Source organism: Sphingomonas horti (genome assembly GCF_009753715.1).
Lineage (GTDB): Bacteria > Pseudomonadota > Alphaproteobacteria > Sphingomonadales > Sphingomonadaceae > Sphingomonas_B > Sphingomonas_B horti.
In genome coordinates this window covers 57,865-70,787 of sequence record NZ_WQMS01000016.1, presented here as the reverse complement: position 1 = coordinate 70,787, position 12,923 = coordinate 57,865, and the positions used below count along the sequence as shown (strand labels likewise).

At 67.4% G+C, this 12,923-nt stretch carries 18 protein-coding genes and 1 pseudogene; 7 read left to right on the top strand and 12 right to left on the bottom strand.

What is annotated here, in order from left to right:
* Nucleotides 1–14: 14 nt before the first annotated feature.
* The 5 genes from GON01_RS13125 to GON01_RS13105 all read left to right on the top strand — a co-directional run bounded on the left by GON01_RS13125 (nucleotide 15) and on the right by GON01_RS13105 (nucleotide 4,520).
* Nucleotides 15–305: a flagellar biosynthesis anti-sigma factor FlgM gene (locus GON01_RS13125; RefSeq protein ID WP_157027839.1), complete on the top strand. Its 291-nt coding sequence runs from the start codon at nucleotides 15–17 to the stop codon at nucleotides 303–305.
* Nucleotides 302–610 carry a flagellar protein FlgN gene (locus GON01_RS13120; protein WP_157027838.1) on the top strand — a complete coding sequence of 103 codons (309 nt, stop codon included), beginning with the start codon at nucleotides 302–304 and terminating at the stop codon, nucleotides 608–610. The genes GON01_RS13125 and GON01_RS13120 overlap by 4 nt, the downstream gene beginning before the upstream one ends.
* 221 nt (nucleotides 611–831) lie before the next feature.
* Nucleotides 832–1,680, top strand: coding sequence for a lytic transglycosylase domain-containing protein (locus GON01_RS13115; protein WP_157027837.1), 849 nt, complete (start codon nucleotides 832–834; stop codon nucleotides 1,678–1,680).
* A 3-nt stretch (nucleotides 1,681–1,683) separates the two neighbouring features.
* Entirely contained in the window at nucleotides 1,684–3,774 is a 2,091-nt protein-coding gene (flhA, locus tag GON01_RS13110; protein WP_408640926.1) for a flagellar biosynthesis protein FlhA, read from the top strand.
* An 8-nt stretch (nucleotides 3,775–3,782) separates the two neighbouring features.
* Nucleotides 3,783–4,520, top strand: coding sequence for a sigma-70 family RNA polymerase sigma factor (locus GON01_RS13105; RefSeq protein WP_157027836.1), 738 nt, complete (start codon nucleotides 3,783–3,785; stop codon nucleotides 4,518–4,520).
* Here GON01_RS13105 and GON01_RS13100 read toward each other — a convergent pair.
* The 3 genes from GON01_RS13100 to GON01_RS13090 are packed head-to-tail and all read right to left on the bottom strand — an operon-like array spanning nucleotide 4,517 to nucleotide 6,679.
* Complete coding sequence (locus GON01_RS13100; RefSeq protein ID WP_157027835.1) at nucleotides 4,517–5,440, bottom strand: alpha/beta fold hydrolase; 924 nt, start codon at nucleotides 5,438–5,440, stop codon at nucleotides 4,517–4,519. The genes GON01_RS13105 and GON01_RS13100 overlap by 4 nt on opposite strands.
* A gap of 55 nt (nucleotides 5,441–5,495) precedes the next feature.
* On the bottom strand, nucleotides 5,496–6,392 hold the full coding sequence (locus GON01_RS13095) for a pirin family protein (protein WP_157027834.1): 897 nt from the start codon (nucleotides 6,390–6,392) through the stop codon (nucleotides 5,496–5,498).
* Nucleotides 6,392–6,679 (bottom strand): BolA family protein, encoded by a 288-nt coding sequence (locus GON01_RS13090; RefSeq protein ID WP_157027833.1) that lies wholly within the window; start codon nucleotides 6,677–6,679, stop codon nucleotides 6,392–6,394. The genes GON01_RS13095 and GON01_RS13090 overlap by 1 nt, the downstream gene beginning before the upstream one ends.
* 33 nt (nucleotides 6,680–6,712) lie before the next feature.
* Between GON01_RS13090 and GON01_RS13085 the strand changes: the two genes are divergently transcribed.
* Complete coding sequence (locus GON01_RS13085; RefSeq protein WP_157027832.1) at nucleotides 6,713–7,312, top strand: J domain-containing protein; 600 nt, start codon at nucleotides 6,713–6,715, stop codon at nucleotides 7,310–7,312.
* 15 nt (nucleotides 7,313–7,327) lie between these two features.
* On the opposite strand, the gene GON01_RS13080 is transcribed toward GON01_RS13085, so the two are convergent.
* The 9 genes and pseudogenes from GON01_RS13080 to GON01_RS13045 all read right to left on the bottom strand — a co-directional run bounded on the left by GON01_RS13080 (nucleotide 7,328) and on the right by GON01_RS13045 (nucleotide 12,126).
* Nucleotides 7,328–7,786: an SRPBCC domain-containing protein gene (locus GON01_RS13080; protein WP_157027831.1), complete on the bottom strand. Its 459-nt coding sequence runs from the start codon at nucleotides 7,784–7,786 to the stop codon at nucleotides 7,328–7,330.
* Nucleotides 7,787–7,800: 14 nt separating this feature from the next.
* The gene (locus tag GON01_RS13075) at nucleotides 7,801–8,217 is read right to left on the bottom strand and encodes a VOC family protein (RefSeq protein ID WP_157027830.1); all 417 of its coding nucleotides are present in this window, start codon (nucleotides 8,215–8,217) and stop codon (nucleotides 7,801–7,803) included.
* Nucleotides 8,218–8,233: 16 nt separating this feature from the next.
* On the bottom strand, nucleotides 8,234–8,887 hold the full coding sequence (locus GON01_RS13070) for a glutathione S-transferase family protein (RefSeq protein WP_157027829.1): 654 nt from the start codon (nucleotides 8,885–8,887) through the stop codon (nucleotides 8,234–8,236).
* Nucleotides 8,887–9,552 carry a dihydrofolate reductase family protein gene (locus GON01_RS13065; RefSeq protein ID WP_157027828.1) on the bottom strand — a complete coding sequence of 222 codons (666 nt, stop codon included), beginning with the start codon at nucleotides 9,550–9,552 and terminating at the stop codon, nucleotides 8,887–8,889. Before GON01_RS13065 ends, GON01_RS13070 begins: the two co-directional genes overlap by 1 nt.
* A complete protein-coding gene (locus GON01_RS13060; RefSeq protein ID WP_157027827.1) occupies nucleotides 9,545–10,036 on the bottom strand; it encodes a VOC family protein in 492 nt (163 codons plus the stop codon). Before GON01_RS13060 ends, GON01_RS13065 begins: the two co-directional genes overlap by 8 nt.
* A 111-nt stretch (nucleotides 10,037–10,147) precedes the next feature.
* Nucleotides 10,148–10,561, bottom strand: a complete 414-nt coding sequence (locus GON01_RS17065; RefSeq protein ID WP_258558408.1) for a DUF1428 domain-containing protein — start codon at nucleotides 10,559–10,561, stop codon at nucleotides 10,148–10,150.
* 18 nt (nucleotides 10,562–10,579) lie between these two features.
* Nucleotides 10,580–10,876 (bottom strand): annotated as a pseudogene (locus GON01_RS17060) (DUF1428 domain-containing protein); the annotation flags it as partial.
* A gap of 79 nt (nucleotides 10,877–10,955) precedes the next feature.
* The gene (locus GON01_RS13050; protein WP_157027825.1) at nucleotides 10,956–11,384 is read right to left on the bottom strand and encodes a VOC family protein; all 429 of its coding nucleotides are present in this window, start codon (nucleotides 11,382–11,384) and stop codon (nucleotides 10,956–10,958) included.
* A 25-nt stretch (nucleotides 11,385–11,409) separates the two neighbouring features.
* On the bottom strand, nucleotides 11,410–12,126 hold the full coding sequence (locus GON01_RS13045) for a DUF899 family protein (RefSeq protein ID WP_181599970.1): 717 nt from the start codon (nucleotides 12,124–12,126) through the stop codon (nucleotides 11,410–11,412).
* A 150-nt stretch (nucleotides 12,127–12,276) separates the two neighbouring features.
* Between GON01_RS13045 and GON01_RS13040 the strand changes: the two genes are divergently transcribed.
* The gene (locus tag GON01_RS13040; protein WP_157027824.1) at nucleotides 12,277–12,894 is read left to right on the top strand and encodes a winged helix-turn-helix transcriptional regulator; all 618 of its coding nucleotides are present in this window, start codon (nucleotides 12,277–12,279) and stop codon (nucleotides 12,892–12,894) included.
* The last annotated feature ends 29 nt before the right edge of the window (nucleotides 12,895–12,923 follow it).

Genomic DNA, 12,923 nt, shown 5'->3' with positions numbered 1-12,923 from the left:
GAAAGGACGCGGGCATGATTGATCCGATCGGCGTAACGCCCGGCACCGTCCCTGGCGTTCGCGTAGAGCCGCAGGACACGACCAAGGTCGTGCCTTTGCAAGCCGTTCGTGCGCCCCAGCCGGCGGCGGTCGCGGAAACGAGCGCGCGGGAAACCGCAAAGGCGCTTGGCGCGAAGCCGCCCGTCGACCTGGAGCGCGTGCACCAGATCAAGCGAGCGCTCCAGGAAGGGCGCTATCCGCTGGTCCCCGCCAAGATCGCCGATCGGATGATCGCGGCGCAACTGAGATGGGCAGAAAAGAAATGACCCGCACCGATGCCCTGAAGGCCGTGATCGCCTCGCTGCAGGCCGAGCTCGACGCGCTGAAGAGCTTCGACATCGAAGCGCTCGCCGCCGCGACGGCCGAGAAGGAAGGCCGGATCGGCGTGCTCGCCGCGCGCAACGACAACCCGATCTCGGCCGAAGAGCGCGTACTCGCCGAGGAGGCGATGCGTCTGAACGAGACCGCGCGCGTCTACGTCAACCTGATGAGCGCGAACGTGAAGCAGCGCCTCGAAGCGCTGACCGGCATCAAGCCGGTGGCCTACGCTCCGAGCCGGGCGGTGGCGTAACTGACAGCCCTCTCCCGCTTGCGGGAGAGGGCGACTCGCGCGCAGCGCGAGCGGGGTGAGGGCGCAGAGCGAAGCGCAGCGAGCGTGGACAGGCGAAGACCCTCACCCTCCCATTCGCTTCCCGAGCGGCCCCTCCCTCTCCCGCAAGCGGGAGAGGCTTCAGTTAACTAAAACTGGCACACCCCTTGCAGTTCGGCACCCGAATAGAACCGGGTGCATGAATGACCGTTGCCACGCTTCAATCGCTGCTTTCGACCGGGGGAGTGCAGTCCGCGATCCAGCGGGCGAGCCTGAAGACAGGCGTCGATTTCTCCTACCTGCTCGGGCAGGCGCAGGTGGAGTCGAGCCTGCGCCCTGATGCGAAGGCGCCGACCAGCAGCGCGTCGGGCCTCTACCAGTTCGTCGAGCAGAGCTGGCTTGGCACCGTCAAGCAGCACGGCGCGGAGCACGGCCTCGGCTGGGCGGCGGACAAGATCAGCCAGGGCGCGAACGGCCGCTATTACGTCTCGGACACCGCGACCCGCGATTATATCCTGAAGCTGCGCAACAATCCCGAAGTCGCCTCGCTGATGGCGGCGGAGCATGCGTCAGACAACAAGGCCGAGCTGGAAGCGAGCCTGGGGCGCGAGGTCGGCGGCGCCGATCTCTACATGGCGCATTTCCTGGGGATCGGTGGGGCGAAGAAGTTCCTGTCGACGCTGGCCGGCAACCCCGGCGCGGCGGCGGCGCAGCTGTTCCCGGCGGCAGCAGCCTCGAACCGCAACATCTTCTTCGGCGAAGGCGGCCGGGCCCGCTCGGTTTCGGAAATCTACGACCGTTTCGCTGCCAAGCTGCAGCGCGGCGCCGAGATTGCCGCCGGCGGCAAGGAGTTGCCGCCCATTGCCGCGCCCGGCAAGGCGAACCCGTTCCAGCTCGCAATGCTCGAACGGCAGCAGGGCGGGGACTATCAGGGTGAGGTCGCGACCCTCGACCAGCTGTTGGCGTCCGCCGACCGGCCCGCCTCGCTGTTCCGGCCGACGCCGGACAATGCGAAGCTCGCTTATATGCTGCTCGCGAGCATGGGGGCGTAACGGGTGGCGTCGATCGCTCTGACCCCCGCCGCCGCGGGCAAGGCCGGCCGCCTCGCGGCGCTTCCGGCCGGCATCCTGATCCTCGTCCTGCTGATGGTCGTGCCGATTCCGGCCGCGCTGCTGGACGTGTTCTTCATCATGAACATCATGATCTCGGTGGCGGTGCTGATGGTGGCGCTGAACGCCGAGAAGCCGCTCGACTTCTCCAGCTTCCCGACCGTGCTGCTGCTGGCGACCCTGTTCCGCCTGTCGCTGAACGTCGCCTCCACCCGCGTCGTGCTGGTGCACGGCCATGAAGGCAAGGGCGCCGCCGGCCATGTGATCGAGGCGTTCGGCGCGTTCCTGATCGGCGGCAACTATGTCGTCGGCCTGCTGGTGTTCGCGATCCTGGTCATCATCAACATGGTGGTGATCACCAAAGGCGCCGGCCGCGTGTCCGAAGTGTCGGCGCGCTTCACCCTGGACGCCTTGCCCGGCAAGCAGATGGCGATCGACGCCGACCTGAACTCCGGCCTGATCACGCCCGAGGAAGCGAAGGCCCGCCGCGTCGAGACGGCGGTCGAAGCCGACTTCTACGGCTCGATGGACGGTTCGTCCAAGTTCGTGAAGGGCGACGCCGTCGCGGCGCTGCTGATCCTGGGCGTCAACGTGATCGGCGGCCTGATCATCGGCGTCGCCAGCCACGGCCTCGGCATCGGCGAAGCGGCCAAGGCCTATGTGCTGCTCGCGGTCGGCGACGCGCTGGTCGCGCAGATCCCGGCGCTGCTGCTGTCGATCGCCGCCGCCGCGATCGTTACCCGCGTTGCCTCCAGCCACGATTTGGCCGGCCAGATCGGCCATCAGTTTGCCTCCCCCCGGACCTGGGCGCCGGTCGCCGCGATCCTGGGCATCATGGGCGTGCTGCCCGGCATGCCGCACATGCTGATGCTGCCGGCCGCCGCGATCGCCGGCTTCGGTGCCTGGCATCTGGCGAAGAAGAAGGCCGCCGCGGAGGCGCTGCCCGAACCGGCCAATGACGACGTGCCCGCCGACCTCAGCCGCATCGACTGGTCCGAAGTCTCGGACGCGATGCAGGTCAATCTGGAGATCGGCTACGGCCTGGTGCCGCTGGTCGACGAACGCCAGGGCGCGCCGCTGATGGCCCGCATCACCGGCGTTCGCCGCCAGCTGTCGAAGGAGCTGGGCTTCGTCGTGCCGCAGGTGCGCGTGCGCGACAACATCTCGATCGCGCCATACAATTACCGCATCCTCGTGGGCGGCGTCGTCGTTGGCGAGGACATGGCATCGCCGGACGAGATGCTGGCGCTCGACACCGGCCAGGCGATCGGGAGCCTGCCGGGCAAGGTCGCCAAGGACCCGACCTTCGGTCTCGACGCCGTCTGGATTTCGCCGAACGACGCCGATGCCGCCACTGCGGCCGGCTATATGGTCGTCGATTCCGGCACGGTCATCGCCACGCACCTGAACCATGTTCTGGGCGCGCATGCGGCCGAGCTGCTCGGCCCGGACGAAGTGCAGAGCCTGCTCGATCGGCTGAAGGAGTCGGCCGCGCAGCTGGTCGCTTCGCTCTGCCCGGCGCCGGTGCCGCTGACCGCTCTCACCCAGGTGCTGCGCGCGCTGCTTGCCGAAGGCATTTCGCTGAAGGAATTCCGCCGCATCGCCGCCGCGATCGCGATCGCCGCCCAGCGCACGCTCGACCCGGAGGAACTGGTGGAAGCGATCCGGCCCGAGCTCGGTGCGCTCATCATCCAGCGCCTGTGCGGTCCGCGCGAGCCGCTCCGCGTGATGACGCTGGAGGGCGGTCTCGAAGCGATCCTGGGCCAGGCCGTGCGCTCCGACCCCGCCAATCGCCACATGGTGGAGCCGGAGCTCGGCCGCCGCATCATGGACGCGCTGCAGCAGGCGGCGCGTCCGCTGATCGCCGAAAGCAAGCCGTTCGCGCTGGTCGTCCAGCCCGCGGTGCGGCTGGCGGTGCGCAAGCTGGTGCGCACCGCGCTGCCTGACACGCCGGTGATGAGCTTCCTTGAAGTCCCCGAAGACAAGGCCGTCGAGGTCGTTGCCGTGATCGGCGCGCCCGAGCGGCTGGCTGCGTGAGAAAGACAATGGCTGCGCAACCGCTCTCCTCTCCCACCTATACGCGCACCGGGCCCGGCGCCGCGGCGGCGCACGAGGCGCTGATCCGCGATCACATGCCGCTGGTCCGCCGGATCGCGTGGCACGTCCACGGCTCCGTCTCCAGCTCGGTTGAGGTCGAGGATCTGGTGCAGACCGGCCTGGTCGCGCTGGTCGAGGCTGCCGGCTCGTTCGAGGATCGCGGGCAAGTCACCTTCGCCCAATATCTCGGCACCCGCATCCGCGGCGCGATGATCGACGAGCTCAGGCGGCAGGCGACGATCACCCGGGGCGCGATGCGCCGCCGCCGCGAGATCGCCGAAGCCGAGTCCGCGCTCTCGGTCCAGCTCGGCCGCGCGCCGACCGACGAGGAGCTTGCCTTCCAGCTGGGCGTGCCGACCGAGCGGCTGCGGCAGGAACGCGACGCCGCCCAGCCGATCCGCTTCGAGCCGATCGACGGCGTCTATTCGGACGACAATCCCTGGTTCATGAGCGACGATCCGAACCCGTTCGAGCTGCTCGAAAGCGAGGATTTGCGCCAGGCACTGATCGAGGCGATCGGCCGGTTGTCGGAGCGCGAGGCGCAGGTGATCCAGCTCTACTATGTCGAGGAATTAAACCTCGAGGAAATCGGCCTGGTGCTGGGCGTCGGCGCCGCCCGCGTCTGCCAGATCAAGAAAAGCGCGCACGACCGGCTGAAAAAGGCGCTGGAAGCGCGGATCGGCTAGGCGTCGTCCATCTGCAGCTCCGGCGTCAGCGGCTTTTCCTTCAGGAACTGCCGGATCGCCGCGTTCACCGCATCGGGCGCTTCCCAGGTGACGAAGTGGCCGGCGTCCACTTCGTCGACTGTCAGGTCGTCGACAAAGGCGGAGAGGCCATCGAGCTGCACCGGCAGCAGCGCCGTGTCGCGCATGCCCCAGATCACCAGCGCCGGCATTTTCAATGACGGGAACGGCGCATCCAGGAAGGCCGGACGCTCGACCCGCTCGTCCGTTGCCGGAACGATGATCGAGGACGCGCGGTACCAATTCAGCATCGCCGTGAACGCGCCTGGCGTGCGCCACTGGTCGAGATAGGTTTCCTTTTCCTCTTCGCTCAAAAGCTGCGCGTCGGCGGAGCGCATGAAGCTGATCTCAAAGAATTTCTCGAGGCCAGTGGCGCCTAGCTTGGTCTCGAACGCCGGGTCGCGGAAGGTGCGGATATATTGGGACGCGGCGCGCTGCTCGGGATCGTCGATCAGCGTGCGCTGGAAGAGGAACGGATGCGGCGCGTTGGCGATGACCAGCCGGCCGATCCGGTCGGGGTGGCGCAGCGCGGCCAGCCACGCGATCGCGCCGCCCCAATCGTGCCCGACCAGCGTGAAGCGCTCCAGCTCCAGCGCGTCGGCGAGCGCGATCAGGTCCGCGACCGGCTTTTCGGGCGCATAGTCCTCGACCTCCGGCGGCTTCGACGACCCCGCGTAGCCGCGCTGGTCGGGAGCTACGACGAAATAATCGTCGCACAGCGCGGCAAGCTGATGCCGCCAGGTCCGGTGCGATTCGGGAAAGCCGTGCAGGAAAATCAGCGCTTCGCTGTCCCGGGGGCCGCCCATCGTCACGTCCAGCTCGACGCCGGTGGTCAGGTGAAAGCGTTGCTGCTGCAGGGTCATCTCACTCGCCTCCTCGTCCGTGCGCCCAAACGAACGGATGCGCGGAAGGTCGCAATCAGGGATAGCTGACCGTGATCGGCACCTCGGGTAACGGAATGAATTCTTCCTTGTCGCCAGGGACGCTCGGAAAGCGACCGCCTTTCCAGTCGTGCTTGGCCTGGTTGATCCGGTCGCGGCTGGAGGAAACGAAGTTCCACCAGACGTGCCGCGGTGTCGCGAAGGCCTCGCCGCCCAGCAGCATCACCCGCGCGCCGCCTTCGCTGCGCAGCGTCATCGGCACGCCCGGCTTCAGGATATAGAGGGTGTAGAGCTCCAGCGGTTCGCCATCGAGGCTGGCGTCGCCCAGTGCGATCAGCACCGCCCGCTCGTCGGCGCCAGCATCGATCGGGACCGATGCACCCGTATTCAGCCGGATATCGGCGTAGATCGTCTCGGCATAGCAGGTGGTCGGCGCGGTGCGGCCCCAGAGCGAGCCCATGATCACCCGCGCCGTGATCCCATCACCTTCGATGCTCGGAAGCTGGTCCGCCGCGACATGCTCGAAGGCCGGGTCGATCTCCTCGCGACCGTCGGGCAGCGCCAGCCAGGTCTGCATGCCGGACATGATCGCGCCGCCCTGCCGCTCGGACGCGGGCGAGCGCTCCGAATGGACGATGCCGCGCCCCGCCGTCATCAGATTGACCGCACCCGGCTCGATCCGCGCGCAGGTGCCGAGCGAATCGCGATGGTCGATGGCGCCGCCGAACAAATAGGTGACGGTCGCCAGGTTGATGTGCGGGTGCGGGCGCACGTCCATGCCGTCCCCCGGCGCGAGTTGGGCCGGGCCGAATTGGTCGACGAAGATGAACGGGCCGACCATGGTCCGCGGCTTTGAGGGCAGCGTCCGCCGTACCTTGAACCCGCCCAGATCATGGGTCGTGGGCGTGATCGTCAGCGTGAACAGGTCCGTCATCAGGCTTCTCCCGGCGCTTTCGTCACCATCGCCAGCGCGTGGACGCGGTCGCGCAGCAGGTCGGCGAGGGCGGCATTGATCATCCGCTGCCGGGCCACGCGTCCCTGGCCCGCGAACGCGGCGCTGACGACCGTCACCGTGAAATGGCTCTCGCCGCGCGGATCGTGGCCGGCATGGCCGCGATGCTTCTCGCTGTCGTCGACGACGTGCAGCCGTTCGGGCGCGAGCGCGTCCCGCAGCCGCTTTTCGATTTCGGCCGCGACGGGCCCCTTCGCAGTTCCGGTCATTCTCCCCATATACGCGCTTTTGCTCCGGACAGAATGCGTCAGCCTCCCAAGGATCGTCCCAACGCCCGCTTCCACGGACGTGTCGAGAACGCGGCCGATCGCTGTGCGCATCCCGGCTGCGAGGCGCCCGGCGAGTTCCGCGCGCCGCCGCCCGACGAAGGACGCCCCGGCGACCGGCCGCCCGAATGGCGCTGGCTCTGCCTGGATCATGTCCGCGAATTCAACGCGGGCTACAACTTCTTCTCGGGCATGAGCGCGGAGCAGATCGAGGCGGCGCAGCGGCCCTATGCCGGCTGGGACCGCGAGACGCGGGCCTTCGCCCATAGCGGCGCCGACCGTCCGCCGCGCTGGGCCGACTTCGCGGACCCGCTGGACGCGATCGGCGCCCGTTTCCGGCGGGCTGCGCCGAAGCAGCGCGCCGACGGCAAGCCGCTGTCGGGCGAGAACCGCCGCGACCTCGACACGCTCGGCCTGGAGGCCGATGCCGACCGCAAGGCACTGCGCCAGCGCTACACGGAGCTGGTCCGTCGCTACCACCCCGACCGCAACGGCGGCGACCGCAGCCATGAAGGCCGGCTGCAGCAGGTGATCGACGCCTATCAGCGGCTGAGGAAGGCGCCGGCGTTCGCCTGAAGTCGCGCAGTCACCTCAGGCATCAGCCTTGGCATGTTCGGCGAGCTCGGCCAGCTGCTCGGCGACCTTGCCCCAGCCGTCGGCGAAGCCCATCGCCTGGTGCTGCTGCTTGGCGACTTCGGTCCAGTGGCGGGCGCGGCCGGTGTAGCGGGTCTTGCCGTCCTCCTCCTCGAACTCGAAGAAGCCGACCATGAACGGGCCCTGCGGCACCCAGTCACCCTTGAACGTATCGGTGAAGACGACGCGCTTGCCCGGAATGGCCTCGAGGATGATGCCTTCCATCCGGTTCTCCTCGCCATTCGGGCCGTACATGACGGTCGACGAGCGACCGCCGGCGCGCAGCTCCCAATCGACTTCCGCACGCCACGGCTTGGGGCAGAACCATTCGTTCGTTCGCTCGGTGAAGATCCGCCACACCACGTCCAGCGGCGCGTCGATCAGACGGGTAACCGACAGCTCCAGTTCGTCGCTCATCCCTGCCTCCCGGGCTATTTGTTGAGCGCGTGGGCGATCGACCAGCGATAGCCGAACGGATCGGTGACCTGGCCGTAGCGGTCGCCCCAGAACATGTCCTGCAGCGCCATCGTCTCGGTCGCGCCGGCCTGCTTGGCGCGCTCGAACCAGCGATCGGCATCGTCGACCTGAAGGTGCAGGGTCAGTCCTGCCGGTGCTCCTTCTGCACTGCCGCCGCGATATTCGGGGAAGTCGTCGTTCAGCATCAGCGAGCTGCCGTTGATGAGCAGATGGGCATGCATCAGCCGCTTGCCGTCGTCCGCCGGCATCCGCATCCGCTCGGTCGCGCCGAACGCGCGCGCGTAGAAGTCGATCGCCTCGGCAGCACGGCCGCCGCCGATCGTCAGATGCGGGGTCAAGCCGCTGGTCGGGCCTTGTTCTTCGGTCGCCATATTTGCCTCCTCTTCCTCAATCGCGGTCCGGCGCGCCGAGCGGGAACAGCGGCCGGTAGGGCCGCGCCTCCTCGACACAGCGCGAAATCGACGGGCGAGCGAGCAGCCGCGCCCGATAGGCTTTCACATTGGCCAGCTCGTCCGGAATCCGGTGCACCCAGTCGGCATAGAACAGGGCGGGCCCAAAGGCGCAGTCGGCCATGCTGAACCGGCCGGAGGCCGCCCATTCGCGCCCGCCCAACCAGCCGTCGAGCCAGCGATAGGCGGTCTCCAGCGCCGCTTTCGCCTGGTCCACCTCGACGGGGTCGCGCCGCTCGGGCGGACGCAAGGCGTTCGCGACCACGCGCTGCATGTTGCCCATCACGTAATTGTCGGAAATCCGGTCGAGCATCCGCACCTCGATCGCCTGCTCCGGGCTTTCCGGGATCAGCCGGACCGGGCCGGGATGGTGCAGCTGGAGATGCTCGATGATCGTGCTCGACTCCATGACGGTCCGGCCGCCGTCGACCAGCATCGGAAATTTGCCGATCGGCCACAGCTCGGCGAAGCGCGCGCCGTTTTCCGGCTGATCGGGCCCCAGCGCGCGGAAGGCGAAGGGAATGTCGTTCTCATAAAAGGCGATCAGCGCCTTCCAGGTGTAGGACGAGAAAAGATGCCCGAAGAGCTCCATCACCATGTTCCTTCCGCCATCCGGCGCTGCCGTTGCTGCTCGCTTTCGCTGTCGACCGGCGGTCCAGCCCAGCCATAGGTTAGCTCGCCTGCGGGCGCATAGGTGGCGATCACGGCCCCTTTCGGCGTGATCCTGTGCTCGATCAGACGGAAGACCTTGCCTGGGGTGCCGTCGCCGAACAGCCGCTTGCCGGCTCCCAGAACCAGAGGGAAGGTCATCAGCACCAATTGGTCGAGAAGCCCTGCCGCCAGCAGCTGCGGGTAGAGCGTGCTGCTGCCCTGGATCAGGAGGTCGGGCCCGCTGCCTGCCTTCAGCGTCGCCAGATCGTCGATGCTGGCCAGACGATGGGAGTTCGCCCAACTGAGCGGCGCGTTCCCCCGGGTCAGGACATATTTGCCGGCACGGGTGAAGGCTTCGCCCATCGCCGCCGCCTCGCCCCCCACATGAGGCCAATAGGCAGCGAAGATGTCATAGGTGCGCCGGCCGAGCAGCAGGTCATAATCGCGCGCGAAGAGCTGATCGATCTCGCGCCCGACCTCTTCATCGAAGAACTGGGGCAGCCAGCCGCCATGCGCGAAGCCGCCGGTGGGGTTTTCGTTCGGACCGCCCGGCGCCTGGATCACGCCGTCGAGCGACTGGAAAACGCCGCCCAGGATCCTACGCATCGACGCCTTCGCCCGCCGCCGCGCGCTCGATCGCCGCGATGTCGATCTTGCGCATGGTCATCATAGACGCCATCGCCCGCTTCGCGCGCTCGGTATCCTTGTCGGTGGTGAGCTCGAGCAGCCGCCTGGGCGTCACCTGCCACGACACGCCCCATTTGTCCTTGCACCAGCCGCAGGCGCTTTCCTTGCCGCCATTGTTGACGATCGCGTTCCACAGCCGGTCGGTTTCCTCCTGGCTGTCGGTCTCGATCATGAACGAGACCGCTTCGGTCTGCGGAAAGATCGGCCCGCCATTCAGCAGGCAAAAGCGCTGGCCGGCCAGCGTGATGATCGCGGTCAGCACCTGGCCCTCGGGGCCAGACGGCGTGTCGATCGGCGAGCGGTTGATCGACTCGACCCGACTCTCCGGAAGCAGCGACACATAGAATTCCGCTGCCTCCTCGACGCCGCCGTTGAACCAGAGCGTGGGGGTGATCTTGGACATGCGTCTCTCCTCAAGCGAAAGGCGGGGTGCCGACGATGGCGCTATGGCCCAGCAGGGCCACGGCTGTGACCAGATAGCCGGCCAGACCGATCAGCAAGGTGCGCGCCGTGGTCACGCCGACACCTTGGCGGTGTCGAGGATCGGCTCGAACCCGCCCCAGAACATGCGCGGCCCTGCGAACGGCATGTCGCCTTCCGGCTTCATCCGCTCGTCCGCCATCATCTTCTGCCAGCCGGCGTCGCGCGTGGCCTTGTCTGGCCATTCGATGAAGGAAAAAACGATCGCCTCGCCCTCTTCCGCCTTCACCGCGCGGTAGAAATCGGTGACCCGACCTTTCGGCACATCGTCGGCCATCGCCTCGATCACGCGTAGGGCACCGTGCTCCCGGAAGACGGGCGCTGCCTTTGCGGCCATGGCGCGATAAGCCTCACCTTTGCCGGGCAGGACCGGCACGACGAAGCCGTCGATATAGCTGCCCTGGCCGGCGCCCTCGTCGACGATCGCTTCGAACCCGCCGAAGATCATGCGCTTGCCGTCAAAGGGTGCCGAAGTGGCGAGTTGCTCCATCCGCGGATCGCTCATCATCCGCTGGTTGGCAGCATCTCGCGCGTCCTTCGATGGATATTCGAACCAGGAAAAGACCACCGCTTCGCCGGCTTCAGCCTGCACCGCGCGCTTGAAATCGGTCACCTTGCCGTCGGGCAGGTCGTCGCCCCAGCTCTCGACCATCCGGCGCGCACCGAATTCGAGCAGCAGCGGCGCAGCGCCCCGCGCGTGCGCACGGTAAGCATCCTTCTTGTCCGCTGGCACCGGGACAAGAAATCCTTCGACATAGGTCATGCTGTCCTCCCCTTGTTCGTGGGCGCGGTCCGCCGGCCGCTGGTTGGAAGGCGGCGCGCGCTTTTCTCTCGCGTCCGTTTCAGGCCGCATCCTGCCGAGGCATTGCGGACGGTGCGGCCTCGACGTCCATCCACACTGGTCCGAAGCCGTGGCCGTCCGGGTCCTCAAAGGCGCAGCTATACATGAAACCCAGGTCCTCGGCGGCATGATGTTCGCGTCCGCCGGCACCGATCGCGGCTTCCATCATCGCATCCACCTCGGCGCGGCTGTCGCACGACAGCGCCAGCAGCACTTGGCTGACCGCATGCGCGTCCGCGATCGGCTTCGATGTGAAGCCCTGATAGAAGCCATGCGTCAGCAGCATGAAGCTGACCGCGTCGGACCAGACCATCATCGCCGCCTGATCGTTGGAGAAGCGCGGATCCCTTGTGCAGCCGATCGCTTCGTAGAAGGCGATCGAGCGGTCGAGATTTTCGACCGGCAGGTTCACGAAGATCATCTTGGCCATTTCGTGTCTCCCCTTCGGCTTCGGTTCAGTAGGCGAGCGACGGGTACCAGTCCTTGCCACGGCCTTCCGGCGTCATGTCGAGGATGTTCCAGAGCGGCGTCGGATCGGGCGCGAGGTGCGGATCGAAGCCGGGGTCCGCGGTCTCGGGCCCGCCCTCGGCTGCCCAGAACAGGCGCACCGTATCGCCATCGCGCCTCCAGACGAACACGCCGGCGCCTTCGTTGCCGTCGATCACCAGGCCAAGATCGTGCGGGAAATCCTCGCCGATGGTCTGGTAGAAATTCAGATGCGCCCAGCCGCGCTCGCGGGCGACGGCCAGCTGCCGCTCGACTGGCGATCGGCCGATGATCGCCAGCGCCAGGCGCTGCTCGATGTCCGGCGCGGGGATATCGAGCGATCCGACAAACGAGGTGCACATCGGGCAGGGCCGCTCCCGCTCCGGCCCGAACATCCAGAAATAGGTGAGCAGCGTGTCGTGACGGCCGAACAGGTCGGCCAGCGTCAGCTCGCCGTCCCTGTCGCGGAATCGATAATCCTTGGCGACCGGGCCGGGAGGAAGGGCGCGGCGATGTTCGGCGACGCGCTGGATCTGGCGGCGCAGCTCGATCTCCTCGGCCAGGAGCGCGCTCCGCGCGCGGCGATACTCGGCGCTTTCGCCCGGCCAACGCGTCGGATTGGCTTCCGCCATGTCGGTCGCACGCTTCAGTTTCTCCAGCGGCGGCAATGTCGCAGTGTCAGCCATCTCCACATCCTTTCTGTGGGGCAGAAGCGAATCACTTGTTGATCTTGATGGGCGACTCAGTTACAAAAAGCAACTGTGAAGTTAGAAAAAGGAACTATTGGCCCAAAGCTGCCCCGGCAACGCTGGTATGACGACGCCTGCGGCACAGCGATGGCGCTGGAATTGGTCGGCGAGCGCTGGTCGCTGCTGATCGTGCGCGAGCTGATGTTCGGCCCCCGACGCTTCAACGAGCTGAGGAACGGGCTGCCGGGCATCAGCGCCAATGTGCTGACGCAGCGACTCGAAGGCATGGAAGCGTCGGGCATGCTGACTCGCCGCAAGCTCCCGCCGCCGGCTTCCGTCCAGGTTTATGAGCTGACACGCCTCGGTTACGCGGCGGAGACGGTGGTGAAAGAGCTCGGGCGCTGGGCGGCCCAGTCGCCGCTCCACGACCCGACGCTGCCGCTTTCCGCCGCATCGGTCATGCTGTCGTTCCGCACGATGCTGGACGCTGGGCGGGCCGAAGGCATCGACGCGCAGATCGGCTTTCGCTTCGGCGAGGAGGAATTCCGCGCGCACCTCGCGGACGGCGCGATCCCGATCCGGCGCGGCGAGGCCGCCGGTGCCGAGCTGGTCTTCACAACGATGCCGACGGTGCTTGCCGCCGCCGTCTATGGCGGCGTCCCGCTCGCCGAACTTGAAAAGGCCGGGGTGCTCTCGATCGAAGGGAACCGGAGCCTGGCCGAGCGCTTCGTGACCTTGTTTCCGCTGCCGCCCAAGCTCATCTGAGGGGCGGCTTGCGGCGAGCGCCGCGCGCC